This is a genomic window from Saccharibacillus endophyticus (genome assembly GCF_013185185.1).
In the GTDB taxonomy this organism is placed as follows: Bacteria; Bacillota; Bacilli; order Paenibacillales; family Paenibacillaceae; genus Saccharibacillus; species Saccharibacillus endophyticus.
Window position 1 is genome coordinate 639,420 of record NZ_JAAZWE010000003.1, and the last position, 14,730, is coordinate 654,149.

Here is a 14,730-nt window from a genome sequence, read left to right on the forward strand (position 1 = left end):
TCATCATGAATAGACATCCGGAATCTTCTTCAAGTTCATCGGATTCGCTTTCCCTGACACTCGGGCAATGCTTGAATATGCTGCATAAAGACTTGGTTCTGGTCGATATGACGCGTCCCGGCAAGCCGACTCATCCGGTAGCCAAGTGGAAAAAGCTGCTGCCGCTGGATTCGCCGGGTTATGAATTACGGACGATGAGCTTCAATCATGGACGCACGCAGAAGAAGTCGATTGTTCAGGTCGATGGACCGGGAGTTTGGCACGAGTGGTGAACGGAATCTTTTAAAAGTAAAGCGTCAAATCAAGTATCGAAAAAAGCGAATTGCCGATAATCGTTCGCTTTTTTCGTTTTTTATTATCTTCTGAGTTAAAGGTTTTTTTAGTGAGTACGGTCTGCATCACTTAAATTTCTGAATAATTGCGAAGAAAATAAACTGACTATATCAGCTCAGTTTATTTTTTATTTTAATATTTGAATTTTATTATTAACTGTTCTAAATTTTGAGACATATTCGATAAAGTCGTTGCTAGTGAATTGATTTGCTCCATAGAGGCTAACTGCTCCTCCGAAGATTCGACGCCATGCTGAGAGTTGTCCGCAACCTGTACCGCAAGACTTAAAACTTGCTCTTGGCCAGCAGTTATTTCTTGTACACTTGCACTTATTTGTTCGGTGACACCAGCAAGTTCTTCTGATTGTTGAGCAATCAAATTCGTGGAGATTACGATTTTGTGAAATTGTTGTTCTGTCTCGGCAGCAATGTTCATACCCGAATCTACATCTGCTTTAACTTGTTCCAGCGTTTCAAAAGAGCGTTTGATATCTTTTCTCATATCTTGGATCAATTTAGAAATCTGTCCGGATGATCCGTTCGATTGTTCGGCAAGTTTTCTCACCTCAGCAGCAACAACAGAGAACCCGCGTCCTTCTTCACCTGCACGGGAAGCTTCGATCGACGCGTTTAATGCCAGTAAATTGGTTTGTTGAGCAATGCCTGTGATAGCGTCCACAATTAGATCGATATTTCGACTGTTTTGATCAAGGGTTCTCATGACTGTATCCATTTGATTGACTGATTTGTTAATCAAATTCATTTGTTGTGCGGTTTGATCTATAGCCTTGCTACCCATGTTTGCCAATCTCATCGTATCAGCAGAGGAATCAGCAATTATAGACGAGTTTTCTGCTATTTGTCTTACACCGATTGAGATTTCCTGAAGTGAGTGACTTGCATTTTGAAGCATGGTTTGTTGATCTTGAGCACCGCTTGAAGATTTTTGGACTAAAACGGTTATATTTTCAGCAAATTCAGTTGCATGCTTTACCCCAAGGGTCAATTCGCGAGAGGAAGAAGCCACTTGCTGCGTAGAAAGGTCTACTTGACTTATAAGATATCGCATATTGCTGATCATATGATTGAAATCATTACAAAGTTCGCCTATTTCATCGTCGGAATACGTAGTAACTTGTTCTACGTTCCAATCTCCGTTGGCAATAGACTTGAGTCGCTTTGCAATCATCAAAATAGGTTTGGTCAGGCGAGCTGATCCAATGCTTACGATGATAGACCCAAGAATGATTGCTATTGCAGTGACCAGTATAACGAAATACAAAACTTGTGTAGCGCCAATATCAAATTCGCTTAAATAAGCGCTAGAACCAATAATCCAACCCCAGTTCGGATCTATTTTTACATAGGCAACCTTCGTCTTTGTTTCATCGCTATCAGAAAGAGACCATTGGTAAGATACAAATCCTCCTCCGTCTAAGCCGACTTTTACAAGTTCTTTTCCTAGATTTAGGCCATCTTCTGTTACGATGTCCATTAAGTTTTGCCCCTCATTGGAAGGGTTCATTAAGGAAATTGCTTCTTGACTAATTGCCCAAGGATATCCCGTTTCTCCAACTGTATATTCCTTTTTGATGACTCGATTATTTTGTGAATCTTTCTCGCCGAGCAGTTCATTGCGAAGTTTTTCTTGTGCTTGCTCAAGCGTTAATTGTCCGGTTTCGACTTGATTATTGAGTAAATTAATCATTCCAATAACCATATTCACGTTATTTTCAAGTGCGGCTTTTCCAGACTTATTCATTTCGTCTTTCGAAACTATATATGAAGTGGTTCCCGTAACCACTGTAGGTACGATTAATATAGCTAAACATAAAATCATCAGCTTTGTTCGTATCGATCTTATCTTGATTGTTGAAAAAAGATTTAACATAACTTAAATTCCTCCTAAAATATCGATTATGAAATTATATAACTAACTGTTCAGTTATAATATTTTTATCTTATTACATCATCATTGTCAACCGATACGATTGTCATATTAAAATCAAAAATTCGAACAATAAGTAAACGCAGGATTACGGTCTCCAATGAATAGTTGACAAAAAGTTCAAGACCAAATAGAATCCAACTAAACGGTTAGTTATTAATCGTCGAAATATATCTTATTAAATTTAGGAGGACTAATTATGGAATATTTAAAAACTCAAAAAAATGACATTCAAGTTTCAAGAATGGGACTGGGATGTATGAGAATGTCGATGTCTAACCATCCGGCAGATGAGCAAGAAAGCATCTCGACGATTCATGCGGCTCTGGATAGCGGCATTAATTTTCTTAATACAGGCGATTTTTACGGCATTGGTCATAATGAAAGTTTGATTGGCAGAGCTATTAAAGATTATGATCGCGATAAAGCTTTCATTTCCGTTAAATTCGGAGGATTGCTTGGCCCGAATGGCTTACCTTATGGTATCGATTCCAGACCCCTTGCTATAAAAAATTATCTAACCTATTCGCTTAAACGTCTTGGTGTCGATTATATCGATTTGTACGAGCCCGGAAGACTCGATCCTGAAATTCCCGTCGAAGAAACGTTGGGCCCTATAGCCGAAATGGTAAAAGAAGGTTACATCCGGCACATTGGACTTACCGAAGTTGACGCCGAAACACTGCGCAGAGCGCATGCGGTTCACCCGATAAGTCTGGTTGAACAAGAATATTCGCTGTTTAAGCGTAACATCGAAAAAGAGTTACTCCCGACAGCCAGAGAACTTGGCATTGGTGTTGTGGCATTCGGAATACTTTCTCATGGTTTAATTTCAAAAGAACGCATAGAGGAAATGAAAAAACGTCCGGCTTTTCCCGGTATGAATTTAGACAAAAACCTTTTGCTTCTTGAAACGGTAAATGAAATAGCCGAAGAAAAGCAAATCACCGTACCGCAACTTCTTACGGCTTGGGTGTTGACTCAGGGCGAAGACATTATGCCGCTTATCGGTGCCAGAAAGGTATCGCAATTTGAGGAGTCGATGAAAGCTCTGGATGTAAAGTTAAACGAAATCGATCTTGAACGAATCAATAAAGCTTTTCCGGCAGACACCAACGGAGATGATGGTCATGTATTTAAATTTAAAAATGGATTAATCGTTCGCTAGGGTATTTGCGCAAACATCGGGAGAAGCAGATTTTTCTAAATTTTAATTCTTGGCAAGGCAGTTTTCCGAAGGCGTGCCAGGCACGTCGAGGGAAAGTGACGCGGAGTTGCCGGAACCGTACACGCTTATTAGGTACGATTCCGGCGGAGGGCGAAAAGGCAGCTAAAGATACACGTCAGTAGGTTTGAAGACATGCCCTAGGGCGTGTCTTCAAACCTGGCAATGTGCACCTTTTTCCGCCTTTTCGTCCTCAGCTGCGTCACTTTCTCTTGACGTGCCCCGGTACGACTGCGAAAAAGTTCCTTGCTGAGAACGAAAATTCAGCCAAATCTGCTTCCATTGAGGTTTGAAGACACGCCCTAGTATCAACAAAGAAAAATCAACTTAGTTACAACGCTAACTATATATGAAAAAGGAGTTTTTAAATGAAAACAATGTCTGTTGCCACGCGCAAATTGATACTAACTTTGCACGTTATCACAACAATGGGATGGCTAGGCTCTGCCGCAGCTTACATACCGATCGCTTCATACGCGCTATCCAATCAAAACGCGAATACGATTAAAGCAACTATTCAAATCATGTCTTTAGTGGCCAATGTTATCGTGCTTCCAGTTGCTTTTGCCTCTTTGATTACAGGGATTATTTTATCATTGGGTACGAAATGGGGATTAGTCCGTCATTTATGGATTTTTTTCAAGCTTGTTTTTACTGCTTTAGCGGTATTTATGTTAGTTGCTTATACATTCGAATTGAACCACGCAGTAGCAATAGCAGAAAAAGGAATGTTATCTAATGAAGATCTTAACGTTTTACAGTCGCCGATTCATCTTATTCACCCGATTGGAGGTTTGTTGATCGTAATCAGCGCAGCAATATTATCTGTATACAAACCTAAAGGTATGACCCGATATGGGTGGCGAAAACAGATGGAGACGAAAAAAAATACCGAATCTTATACCAACCCTCGCTGGTCTAAAGGAATGGGAATTGCGACCGCTTGTTTGCTTTTGTTTACTGCTGTTTTATTTGTTGTTGTTTAACCATTGAAGACACCAAGAAATACAATTCAAATTTAAGTTGTTGACAGAAATAATCCTTTTCGCATATATTAACTATATGGTTAGTTAATTGTTTTTTTTTTGAATAAAATTGCTTAGGTAAATAGTAATTTGAACACTTTTTAATGGAAGGGGGAAAAGAAAATGAAACTATTAATTATTGGTGCATCAGGTCCTACAGGACGGCATGTTTTAGAAAAAGCTCTACAAGAGGGAGATACGGTAACTGTTTTCTGCCGTCATCCAGAATCGCTAAAAGATGTGAAAGGCGACTTTTTTAAAATTGCCGGAGATGCGACTTCGCAAGAAGATTTGGTAAAGGCAATGACGAGTCAAGAAGCGGTTATTTCTACGCTAGGACGAGGAAAATCTACTCAAGCAAATAATCTATTCTCTCAATCAGCAAAAGCTATTGTTCAAGCGGCTAAGATAGCTAAAATAAGTCGTTTAGTATGGCTTTCTTCTTTTGGAGTGGGAGAAACTTTCCAGGATGCTACTATGATTCAAAAGTTTATGTACAGGACGCTTTTAAAAGATATTTATGCCAATAAAAAAGCTTCTGAAAAAACGATCCGCGAAAGTCATTTAAAATGGACTATCGTTTATCCTACGGCCTTAATGAATGGTTCTCCAAAAGGAAAATATCGGGTACACGATCGAATCAAGATGAAGGGAGCTCCTCGAATCGATCGTGCAGACGTTGCCGAATTCATGTATAAAGCAGTTCAAAACGACGAATGGAGTTTTCGAAATGCTGTGATTACCAATTGAATCAAATCACATACGCGATAATCAAGGAGGAAGATGAATGACAAAAAAAACAGTCATAATTACAGGAGGCAATGCAGGCTTAGGCTATCAATGCGCTAAGTACATTGCAATGAATAAAGAAGAGTATAAAGTGATTTTAGCTTGTCGCAATGAGGAAAAGGCGATCAGTGCTCAAAATAAATTGCGAAACGAAACGGGAAATGTGGATATTCATGCACTCGAGCTTGATTTAGCTTCAGCATCATCAATCCGACGTTTCCATGACGCGTTTCAAGACGGTAATTACGGACCTCTATATGCTTTGGTAGGTAACGCAGGTATTCATCCTTCGGGTTTTGCTTATACGCAAGATGGTTTCGAAGAAACGTTCGGCGTCAATCACTTAGGTCATTATTTGTTAGCTAACTTGATGCTGAGCGAGATGTCCAATAAAGGGCGTATCGTCTTCGTAGCAAGTGATATGCATGATCCGGCTAAAATTATGCCATTCTCTACACCTGTATTTAAAGACGCTAGGGCGCTTGCTTACCCGGATGAAAAAGACAAAACTCAATCTCAGCTCAGATATCCGACATCTAAATTATGCAATATTTTGTGTGCATACGAAATGTCCAGTCGGATTACCTCCGAAACGAATATGAACGTTACCGTTAATGCATTTAACCCGGGCTTTATGCCAGATACAAGTTTGTCAGGTGCATTAGGTCCAATTGCACGAATCTTCATTCCGCGTCTTGCGAGTGTTTTTGCAGCGTTATTAGGAAAAGGAAGCAATGCCGAAAAATCCGGTAAGATTTTGGCTTCTTTAATTACGGATCCAAGATATGAAAAAGCAAACGGAACCTATAATGATCGTGGAAAATCGGTTAAATCTTCCGAACCTTCCTACAATAAAATCGCGGCAAGAGATTTATGGACACAAAGTGCAGAGCTTGTAGGTTTAAAACAAAGCGAAACGCCTTTATCGATTAGTTAGGACTTAGCGTTGTTGACAATACGTATTTAATACGATTACATTGTTAACTATATAGTTGGTCAACCAATCGTACGATGTCAAGGAGGAAAGGTTTTGCCTAAAAAAGCGAAAGACATTCAAGAACGGGATGCGAAAGCTAGTCAACAAAAAATTCTTGTTGCTGCCGAAGTTGTTTTTGCCGAAAAAGGATTCGATGGTGCAAGAGTAGACGAGATCGCTAAAATTGCACAAATTAATAAAGCAATGATTTATTACTATTTTCAAAGTAAAGAGCAATTGCTTCGCGCTCTAATTGACAAACATTTCAATGAAATGGCTGAAGAGAAAAAAAGCTTGATTGATTCTTTTTCTGAAGGAGTCCCCATTCCGTCAGAGAAAATAAGCGATCATATGATGGAGATGTTTGCCAAGCGAAGTTCTTTTTTACGAATCATTACGATTGAAGCTTTAAAAAATAATGATTTTACAACAGATCTTTTCCAAATTATCGATTATGCTGTTCCCCATTTGAATTCGCTCACCGAAAAAGCAGGTATGAGCCCGGAAGAAGTAACTCGTTTGAAAACAAATATTTTTTATTTCGGATTTGCTCCGATTCTTATGTATTTTACAGTGGGAGGACAATGGACTGAGTATTCGGACATGGATCAGAAAACCTTTAGACAGTCTTTTATAAACGATTATCAAAATTCTTATATACGTTCTATCAAAGAAATGCTTATACCTGATGAACCCAAGTAGTATTGATTCTTCTTATTGAAATAGCAGAGATAAGTTTGAAAGGCGAAGCGAAAGCTCGCTTCTACAATAAAATAACTAACTGGTTAGTTGAAAAGAGGGCGGAAAATGAGTAACACAAATTCGGCGGTACCTGTAAAACCCACAGAAAATGTATCAATTAAATCTTTATTGGGCCCTTTGATGGCCGTTATTTTGGGAATGATTATGGTCATTCTTGATACCACCGCAGTCAATGTAGCTTTACCAGGTTTGGTTAGCTACTTCGATACCGATTTATCGACGATGCAGTGGACGATTACCGGTTATACGCTTGCTTTGTCGGCCGTGATCCCTTTGGCAGGTTGGATGACTGATCGTTTTGGAGCGAAACGCGTCTTTTTAATTTGTATCGGATTGTTTACGATTGGCTCGGCTCTTTGTTCTTTTGCGGCTTCTCCAGAACAATTAGTTATTTTCCGCGTTATTCAAGGTATAGGCGGAGGGATGGTTGCTCCGATCGGATTTGCTACAATCTTCAAGCTTGCTCCTGAAGGGAATAGAGGAGCTGTGATGGGGATGCTCGGCGTACCTATGCTTTTAGCTCCTGCTATCGGTCCGGTATTATCGGGGTGGCTCGTTGAATATGCAAGCTGGCATTGGATTTTCTTGATCAACCTCCCGATCGGAATTATTGCAATTCTGGTAGGAATCCGTCATTTGCCGAACTTTGAGCGTAAAGCTGTACCTTCGCTCGATTATCTCGGCATGATTCTCGCACCTATTGCTTTTGCTATGTTGGCTTATGGTGTCGGGGAAGGCGCGCACGACTGGAGCTCGACCCGAACGATTACAGGATTGACTGTCGGCGGCATTGCACTGATTTTGTTTATCATTGTTGAGCTTAGACAAAAAGAACCGCTGTTGGAACTTAGGGTATTTCGTTCCTCCGATTTTACGCGAGGCATTTTGATTGCCTGGATCTCACAAATCGCTTTGTTCGGCGTCATGGTTCTTATTCCTTTGTTTTATCAAAGTGTAAAAGGTTATAGTCCTCTTACGACCGGTTTGGTTATGCTGCCGCAGGCGCTTGCTACCGCTGTAATGATGCCGATCGGCGGCAGGTTATATGATCGCGTAGGCGCCAGACCATTGGCGGTAACAGGGCTTGGGTTGATTACTGCTGCACTTACTCTTCTTTCGCGTATTACGCCAGATACCCAGCTGGTATATATCATTTTAAGCTTGGTAATGGTCGGAGCGGGAATGGGACTTTCGATGATGTCTGTCAATACGCATGTGCTTCAATCTGCTCCTAAAAAACTTGTCAGTCGGGTGACTCCATTGACAACGGCCGCTCAGCAAGTCATGGTATCTTTTGCTGTAGCAGGTTTGACTGGATATTTGACTTCACGCTTAACGGGACACATGACAGAATCTGGAGGTGCCGATCAAATCGGTGCCGCTGTAGCGGCATATGGCGATACATTCTTGCTTACAGCCGGGATTGCTTGCGTAGGCGCTCTATTGGGTCTTATCCTTCGCAAGCCCAAGCTACAACCCGGAGACGTTGAAGATCATAACTCCGGTTCGGATGAGGCTAACATGATGATAGGACATTAAAATCAGCGACAAACACAAGCTTCATTTTACAATCCGTCACTACAAAAAATATGATAAAAAACTATAAACAAGTAAGCATCTCAGAGATAGAATTTTGTGTACTGAGATGCTTTTTGTTTAAAAGTTTCTGGAAAGTGAGATGAACGATGAAAAGAGGTAAAAAAATGCTTTTGTATATTTTATCAGTGTTTGCAATAGTTATTTTATGTGTTTTGTTCTATTACAACAGAGCGTTTCCGGAAGCTTCACAAATTGCTGAAAGTATGCAAAAAATTGAAAATGACTATTATTTCAAGGGAAGTACTGAAGTGGGTTTTATTATCTTTTCAGGTGCAAAAGTAGATGAGAAAGCTTATTCCTATATAGCTAAATTGTTATATGAAGAAGGTCATACTGTGGTTATACCGAAAGTTTTGTTCCACATGAGCGCGACAGGTACAAATCGTGGATTAGAGATTATAGAAGAAAATCCTCAAATAAAAAAATGGTTTTTGATAGGACATTCATTAGGCGGATTACCTATTAGTCGTATTGCTGCACAACAGCCCGACAAGCTACAGGGGATCGCATTTTTAGCATCATACATGATTACGGATTTGTCTAAGATTGATGTGTCCGCTATTCGTATAACAGCTAACAACGATAAGATTATGAATTCGAAAAGGATGGAAGAACATTTAGATTATTTGCCCGAAAACTCGCTCAGTATTGAAATAGACGGTAATCATAAAGGCTTCGGCGCATATGATTCTTTAAGCCGAGATGGAGAAACAAGATCATCTTGGAAACAACAACAGGAAGAGTCCGTACGTCTGATTTTAGATTTTTTTGATAACCAAATAAATAAAGACTTATAAAGGAGATTAAATAATGAGTATTCTACAAAGCACAGAAAAAATGGATCTTGCTTACTCGGTACTCAAGCAATATAGCTTAGACTCGCAACACTACTTATCTTTTAAAAAAGAAAGTACATTTTTCTTTGGCGAACGAGTGCGCGGCATGATCTCTTATGAACTCGCAGGCAAAAAAGTGATGAGTATCGGAGATCCCGTTTGTAAATCTGAAGATTTAGAAAATTTCACAATCGAGTATCTCAATTTCTGTGAAAGAATGGGCTGGAAACCTGTCTTTAATTCGGTTAGCATTCATATGATCAAAATTCTGAAAAAGCATAAATTTTCTGTACTTAAATATGGGGAAGAGGCAATACTGAATCTTTCAGAGTATACATTGGATGGAGCCTCAAAATCTTCATTGCGTCGCAACGTATCAAAAGTTGACAAGAGAGGTGTTTGGTTAAAAGAGTATTGTCCCCAAGTCGAGCGAGATCATGCATCGTAAACTGAATGCTATGACAGGCGTTATGGAACATGCTATTATATCGGCAGCAATGAAACTAAAAGAAGACAATGTGAATAAATTGAGTTTGGGAATCGCACCCTTGGCTGGTATTGAGGTTACTGAAAAGGATCTTAGTAAAGCGGAGAAGTTAATGAATGCTGTTTTTCATAATATGAGTTTTGGATATAACTTCAAAAATTTATATAGATTCAAGAAAAAATTTGATCCGACTGCATGGACACCGAGATATTTAATTTACGATAGCGATATATCTTTGATGGAGTTAGCGATATCTATTGCTCATACGAAAAGAGGAGCAACTGATCTTACTCTGTATGCCAAGTATAAATTGTTTTTTATAAAGTACTCACTTGGTTTTTATGAAATTAGAAACAACTAAAAATATTAAAATAACATAATAAAAATTATTAATTTATTTCTAACTCTTGAACCTTTCTTGTCACATTCTATTCACGAACCAAATAAATCTCGACAAAAGACTATGAATATGAGTAAGAAGGGTAATGAAGCATGTATCCTTTTTTTCGATACTTTCGCGAAAGCTATCTCGATAAACAGGAGGCGACTGAGGATGAGACAAGATATTGGAGACCAAAAAGATCTGTATATCGTTCGCGTATCCGACGCCCCAAAAGCTGAAGCACCGAGACCGGAAGAACCACCCGGTACGCAGCCAAACGTCGATCCCGATATCATACCACAAGGACCGCCGGGAGTCGAGCCGAAACAGCCGCCCGAGATCACCCCGAAAGAACCACCAAGTGTAGAGCCAAGGCAGGAGCCAGAGATCGTTCCGGCCGATCCTCCGGGTGTGCAGCCTGGATCACCGCCGGAGTTTGACCCTGATGACATGCCGGGTGTGCGTCCGAATTGCCCCGAGATTGATCCGAAGGAGCCGCCAGGCGTCCAACCGGGCTCGCCGCCTGAGATTCAACCGATTGATCCACCGGATGTGAAGCCGATCAGTCCACCGGAAATCCAGCCAGTTAACCCGCCTGATGTGCAACCGGGGCAGCCACGGGAGTTCTAATCGGCAGCTATAGCGAGTCATGATAAAAGCCTCTTCGCCAAATGCTGGCGAAGAGGCTTTTTGAGCAGCTCAGTGGTCTTTTAGGGAAGCAGATGGGGATTCATTAGGAATTCGACAGCTCTAAGGTCATTTCGAGTTCCGGATAATATTCTTTGACTCGTTCGCCTTGCTGGTTGACCAATTCATAATACATTTTTGTGATTTTGTTTGCTTCTTCTGTTGGTGCAAGTCCTGTGCTATCTACGCTAAGACGGCTCGTAACCGGAGTTATTTCAAGGCTGCGGACTGTATACTCGAATCCGTTGCTTGCCTGGCTTTGATTCGGTGCAGCCACGAAGAGAACGAGGCTCTTTTTTCATAGCTTCCAAGTCCCTTGTACGCCTTAATGAACACTTCTTGGGCAGCATCTTCAGCTTCGGTCTGATCACGGAGCAGTAAGCGGCAGTATACATAAATTTGTTTTTCATAGGTCTGGACGATCGTCTCATAACATTCGCGTCGTCCGGCCAACACCTGGGCAATGACCGTCTCGATCTGGGCTTGCTGATCGGAATCGGTTTCGATCTGTGTCGACTTCAAGTTATCCTCTCCTTTCTGTGTCCTTATCTATGTAACGATCCGAACTCGTGCAAGTGTGACATCTGAATTTCTAATGTCTGTTGCATGGTGTGAGGAAGGTAACGGCTTCACTTTTTTATCTTCTATATTATGGGTTTTAAGTTATTAGAAAAAAGGCGGAAGCATGAATTTTACGATTAGCTATGGAAGGGTTGAAGCGAGAAGTGAAAAGATGGGGGATTGGATTAGCGATTGTTCAGCTTTTGTCTGTGGGAGCTTGTGATGGAGGGACAGGGCATGAAGAGGTTGGTGCGGCGGAGCAGGTTGGGATTGTGGAAGAACATGGAGAAGTTGCAGGCGTAGAGAGAAGTTCGCTAACGGCGGAGCAGAAGGTTGCGGATGTTGAGTATTTGTATCACTTGATGAAGGAGAATTATCCCTATATCAAGGTGAGTGAGCGAATGACGGGGTTAGATTGGCTTTCGATGCAGGATTATTATGAGCAACGAGCGGCTACTTCGGAGGATGATCAGGCATTTTTGGAGATGTTACAAAAGCTGCTGGGGACTTGGGGAATGGACATACCGCGATGGTACAAAAAGAAGAATATGCGTCGATGTTGGGATTGTTTCTAAAGTTTCAGGAGGAATACGGGACTCACGGGCCTTGGGTGGAGCAACTGAGTCAGCCGCAGACTGTGCAGCGTTATCAGGGAGTGCCGACAGCGTCTGAAGCGGAAATGAAAAAGTCTGAAGAACCAGCGGATGCAGAAACTTCGGAGAAGTATCGTAGGGCTGCGGAACTGCTGGGCAGACAGCTTCGAGCGAGAAGTCCACTGAAGCTGGAGACGTTGGAGGATGGACGTGTAGCCTATCTCAAAATCCCAGGTTTGCAAAACGAACGGAAAGAGTCGGATCTCCAGCAAATTATCCCGTTTCTTGAGGAGCAGAAGGATGCGGATGCTCTTATTTTTGATATCCGTGGAAACGGAGGCGGTGACAGCGACTATTGGTTCCAAATCGTGCAGCGCCTTACGGATCAACCTCGCTCATGGACGACGTATCAGTTGTTTCAGGGCGGGGCGTTCGCAAAGCCTTTTATCGAAACCAAAATGGGCATCGACTATACGCAGCTCATACCGATCGAGACGTTGAAAGGTGAAAATCTACCGAATCTCCCTCCTGAAACCTTCACCGATTTTGACCGTTATGCCAAAGACCAAATGCAAATTATGCCGTATCAGCCGATTGATTTTGACGGGCGGATTTATTTGTTGGTGGATGCAGGTGTGTTTTCATCAGCAGAAGCCTGGGCCAATTTTGCGAAGGAAAGCGGCTGGGCTACCCTGGTTGGCGAACGCACCGGAGGAGATGGGGTTGGGTGGGAAGGAGCTTATGTGGCGCTGCCCAACAGCGGATATGTGTTTCGAATGGAGCTGATGATGGGCATTGATGCAACGGGAGCGTCCAACTTTGAAGTGCGGACATTGCCGGAGATCGAAGTGGATTACAGCCAACGTTTTACGGAGAATGGCGATCCTTGCGTGTTGGCTGTACTGGAGGAGGAGAAATTGCATTCATGATATAAACGTTCATTTTCCATGCCAAAAACACCGCGTCGCCTTGAGGCTGCGATGTTTTTGGCATACCGATGCAATTTCGTGTTCAATTCTTTTCAATCGGCTTCACATAAAAGGTCTCCCCGCTCTCAATCGCAAGCGCATTGAGCTGGCCTTCAAACACGGCACCGCCGTCAATACCGATAATGCGGTTACGCCCGTAATAAGGATCATTATTGTCCGGATCGCCATGCAGACTGCGGGTTGGCGTATGGCCGAAGATGACCTTTTTCACGCCGTTGTAGCCTTTATGAAACTCTTCCCGAATCCAGATCAGATCGGACGGGTCCGCTTCGGCAGCGGTCTTGCCCGGCGGGATTCCCGCATGAACGCATATAAAGTCATCGGTCTCGTAGTAAGAAGGCAGACTGCGAACGAAGTTCAGATGACGCTTCAGCGTATCGGAATCCAGCTCCGGCTGCCGAAAAGCTTCGCCTGTCTCGATTCGAAGCTGCCGTTCGGTGAAGCCGTAGCTTTGCAGCGTGACATAACCGCCGTTGCGGACGATCCAGCGTTTCCAATCGTCCTCGCCACCGCCGTCGATCGCGCGGAGCATCAGGTCTTCATGATTGCCTTTGAGCGCGATCGCGCCTGCGGCATGCAGTTCTATCACGCGATCCAGCGTTTGCATGGACTTGGGACCGCGGTCGATATAATCGCCAAGCAGCACAAGCTGGTCGATCGCGGGATCGTATGCGCTTTGCTTCAGCAGACGATCGAGTAAATCCAATTCACCGTGAATATCGCTGATCGCCAATGTTCGTTTGGGCATGGGAGAGGCCTCTCTTTCGGGGAAGGATTAGCCCAATAGGGCTGTCCATAACTGGGATAGGGGCATAACGAAGATAAGCGCCGGAAGCATATTAGCCACCGGAAAAGCTTTGATCCCGCAGATGCGAAGACCCGTAACCAGCATAATGATTCCGCCTGCGGCCGAAAAGTCCGCGATCATTTCAGGTGTGGTGAGCGGCAGAATCAATCCGGCAGTGAAAAATAGTCCTAGCAGAATGACTGCTTGAGGCAGGGCGACAGTCGGTACGATAAACCCAAGCGACGTAGCAAAAATCAGCGCCGTGCAGAAATCGAGAAATGACTTGGACAGCAGCACGGTGTAATCGCCGGTCATGCCTTCGTTAAGTGCGCCGAAGACACCCGTACCGCTTGCGCAGAACAAAACGACGATCCCGACAAACTGCTGCATAAAGACATCGGAATCCGGCCCTGCCGATTTTACGGAAAAAAGACGATCGACGGGTCCGCGCACTTTTCCGGCCAACCATTCGATGCCCTTTTCCAAACGAATAAGTTCCCCGACGACGCTGCCAAGCAGCAAGGCAAGCACGACAGGCGGAAGCGCATGGACTTTGGCGATCATGACGACGCCCATTCCCATCGAAGCCGCGCCGAAAGTCAACGGCAGGTTGACGCGCAGGCGCTCGGGAATCCGATTGCCCAGCAGCGCGCCGAGCATGCCGCCCAACAGGACGGCAAGAGCGTTAATAAGAGGCCCGACGGGCATTTTCGATCTCCACCTTTATATCAAATAAGGATCGTCGAACAACC

17 protein-coding genes are annotated in these 14,730 nt (G+C 42.9%); 13 read left to right on the forward strand and 4 right to left on the reverse strand.

The window, feature by feature from the left end:
- Positions 1-5: 5 nt before the first annotated feature.
- A complete protein-coding gene (locus HRQ63_RS14195; protein WP_172244806.1) occupies positions 6-272 on the forward strand; it encodes a hypothetical protein in 267 nt (88 codons plus the stop codon).
- A 193-nt stretch (positions 273-465) separates the two neighbouring features.
- On the opposite strand, the gene HRQ63_RS14200 is transcribed toward HRQ63_RS14195, so the two are convergent.
- Positions 466-2,223, reverse strand: a complete 1,758-nt coding sequence (locus HRQ63_RS14200) for a methyl-accepting chemotaxis protein (protein WP_172244808.1) — start codon at positions 2,221-2,223, stop codon at positions 466-468.
- A 256-nt stretch (positions 2,224-2,479) separates the two neighbouring features.
- On the opposite strand from HRQ63_RS14200, the gene HRQ63_RS14205 reads away from it, so the two are divergent.
- The 10 genes from HRQ63_RS14205 (at position 2,480) to HRQ63_RS14250 (ending at position 10,991) form a co-directional block, all read left to right on the forward strand.
- A complete protein-coding gene (locus tag HRQ63_RS14205; protein ID WP_172244810.1) occupies positions 2,480-3,448 on the forward strand; it encodes an aldo/keto reductase in 969 nt (322 codons plus the stop codon).
- A gap of 425 nt (positions 3,449-3,873) precedes the next feature.
- Positions 3,874-4,491 carry a hypothetical protein gene (locus HRQ63_RS14210; protein WP_172244812.1) on the forward strand — a complete coding sequence of 206 codons (618 nt, stop codon included), beginning with the start codon at positions 3,874-3,876 and terminating at the stop codon, positions 4,489-4,491.
- Between the two features lie 162 nt (positions 4,492-4,653).
- Positions 4,654-5,280: an NAD(P)-dependent oxidoreductase gene (locus HRQ63_RS14215; RefSeq protein WP_172244814.1), complete on the forward strand. Its 627-nt coding sequence runs from the start codon at positions 4,654-4,656 to the stop codon at positions 5,278-5,280.
- A 37-nt stretch (positions 5,281-5,317) separates the two neighbouring features.
- On the forward strand, positions 5,318-6,256 hold the full coding sequence (locus HRQ63_RS14220; protein ID WP_172244816.1) for an SDR family NAD(P)-dependent oxidoreductase: 939 nt from the start codon (positions 5,318-5,320) through the stop codon (positions 6,254-6,256).
- Positions 6,257-6,349: 93 nt separating this feature from the next.
- Positions 6,350-6,997: a TetR/AcrR family transcriptional regulator gene (locus HRQ63_RS14225; protein WP_172244818.1), complete on the forward strand. Its 648-nt coding sequence runs from the start codon at positions 6,350-6,352 to the stop codon at positions 6,995-6,997.
- A gap of 105 nt (positions 6,998-7,102) precedes the next feature.
- Positions 7,103-8,596, forward strand: a complete 1,494-nt coding sequence (locus HRQ63_RS14230; RefSeq protein ID WP_172244820.1) for an MDR family MFS transporter — start codon at positions 7,103-7,105, stop codon at positions 8,594-8,596.
- Positions 8,597-8,742: 146 nt separating this feature from the next.
- Positions 8,743-9,453 carry an alpha/beta hydrolase gene (locus tag HRQ63_RS14235; RefSeq protein ID WP_172244822.1) on the forward strand — a complete coding sequence of 237 codons (711 nt, stop codon included), beginning with the start codon at positions 8,743-8,745 and terminating at the stop codon, positions 9,451-9,453.
- Between the two features lie 13 nt (positions 9,454-9,466).
- On the forward strand, positions 9,467-9,940 hold the full coding sequence (locus HRQ63_RS14240) for a phosphatidylglycerol lysyltransferase domain-containing protein (RefSeq protein WP_172244824.1): 474 nt from the start codon (positions 9,467-9,469) through the stop codon (positions 9,938-9,940).
- Complete coding sequence (locus tag HRQ63_RS14245; protein ID WP_172244826.1) at positions 9,930-10,340, forward strand: phosphatidylglycerol lysyltransferase domain-containing protein; 411 nt, start codon at positions 9,930-9,932, stop codon at positions 10,338-10,340. The genes HRQ63_RS14240 and HRQ63_RS14245 overlap by 11 nt, the downstream gene beginning before the upstream one ends.
- Positions 10,341-10,532: 192 nt before the next feature.
- On the forward strand, positions 10,533-10,991 hold the full coding sequence (locus HRQ63_RS14250; protein WP_172244828.1) for a hypothetical protein: 459 nt from the start codon (positions 10,533-10,535) through the stop codon (positions 10,989-10,991).
- 267 nt (positions 10,992-11,258) lie between these two features.
- On the opposite strand, the gene HRQ63_RS14260 is transcribed toward HRQ63_RS14250, so the two are convergent.
- Entirely contained in the window at positions 11,259-11,570 is a 312-nt protein-coding gene (locus HRQ63_RS14260; protein WP_172244832.1) for an RNA polymerase sigma factor, read from the reverse strand.
- A 203-nt stretch (positions 11,571-11,773) separates the two neighbouring features.
- Here HRQ63_RS14260 and HRQ63_RS14265 point away from each other — a divergent pair, with 203 nt between their 5' ends.
- Both HRQ63_RS14265 and HRQ63_RS14270 read left to right on the forward strand, forming a co-directional pair.
- Positions 11,774-12,184 (forward strand): hypothetical protein, encoded by a 411-nt coding sequence (locus HRQ63_RS14265; RefSeq protein ID WP_172244834.1) that lies wholly within the window; start codon positions 11,774-11,776, stop codon positions 12,182-12,184.
- The gene (locus HRQ63_RS14270) at positions 12,139-13,131 is read left to right on the forward strand and encodes a S41 family peptidase (protein WP_172244836.1); all 993 of its coding nucleotides are present in this window, start codon (positions 12,139-12,141) and stop codon (positions 13,129-13,131) included. Before HRQ63_RS14265 ends, HRQ63_RS14270 begins: the two co-directional genes overlap by 46 nt.
- Before the next feature lie 82 nt (positions 13,132-13,213).
- On the opposite strand, the gene HRQ63_RS14275 is transcribed toward HRQ63_RS14270, so the two are convergent.
- Both HRQ63_RS14275 and HRQ63_RS14280 read right to left on the reverse strand, forming a co-directional pair.
- Positions 13,214-13,939 carry a metallophosphoesterase family protein gene (locus HRQ63_RS14275; RefSeq protein ID WP_172244838.1) on the reverse strand — a complete coding sequence of 242 codons (726 nt, stop codon included), beginning with the start codon at positions 13,937-13,939 and terminating at the stop codon, positions 13,214-13,216.
- Positions 13,940-13,966: 27 nt separating this feature from the next.
- A complete protein-coding gene (locus HRQ63_RS14280) occupies positions 13,967-14,686 on the reverse strand; it encodes a DUF554 domain-containing protein (RefSeq protein WP_172244840.1) in 720 nt (239 codons plus the stop codon).
- Positions 14,687-14,730 lie beyond the last annotated feature (44 nt).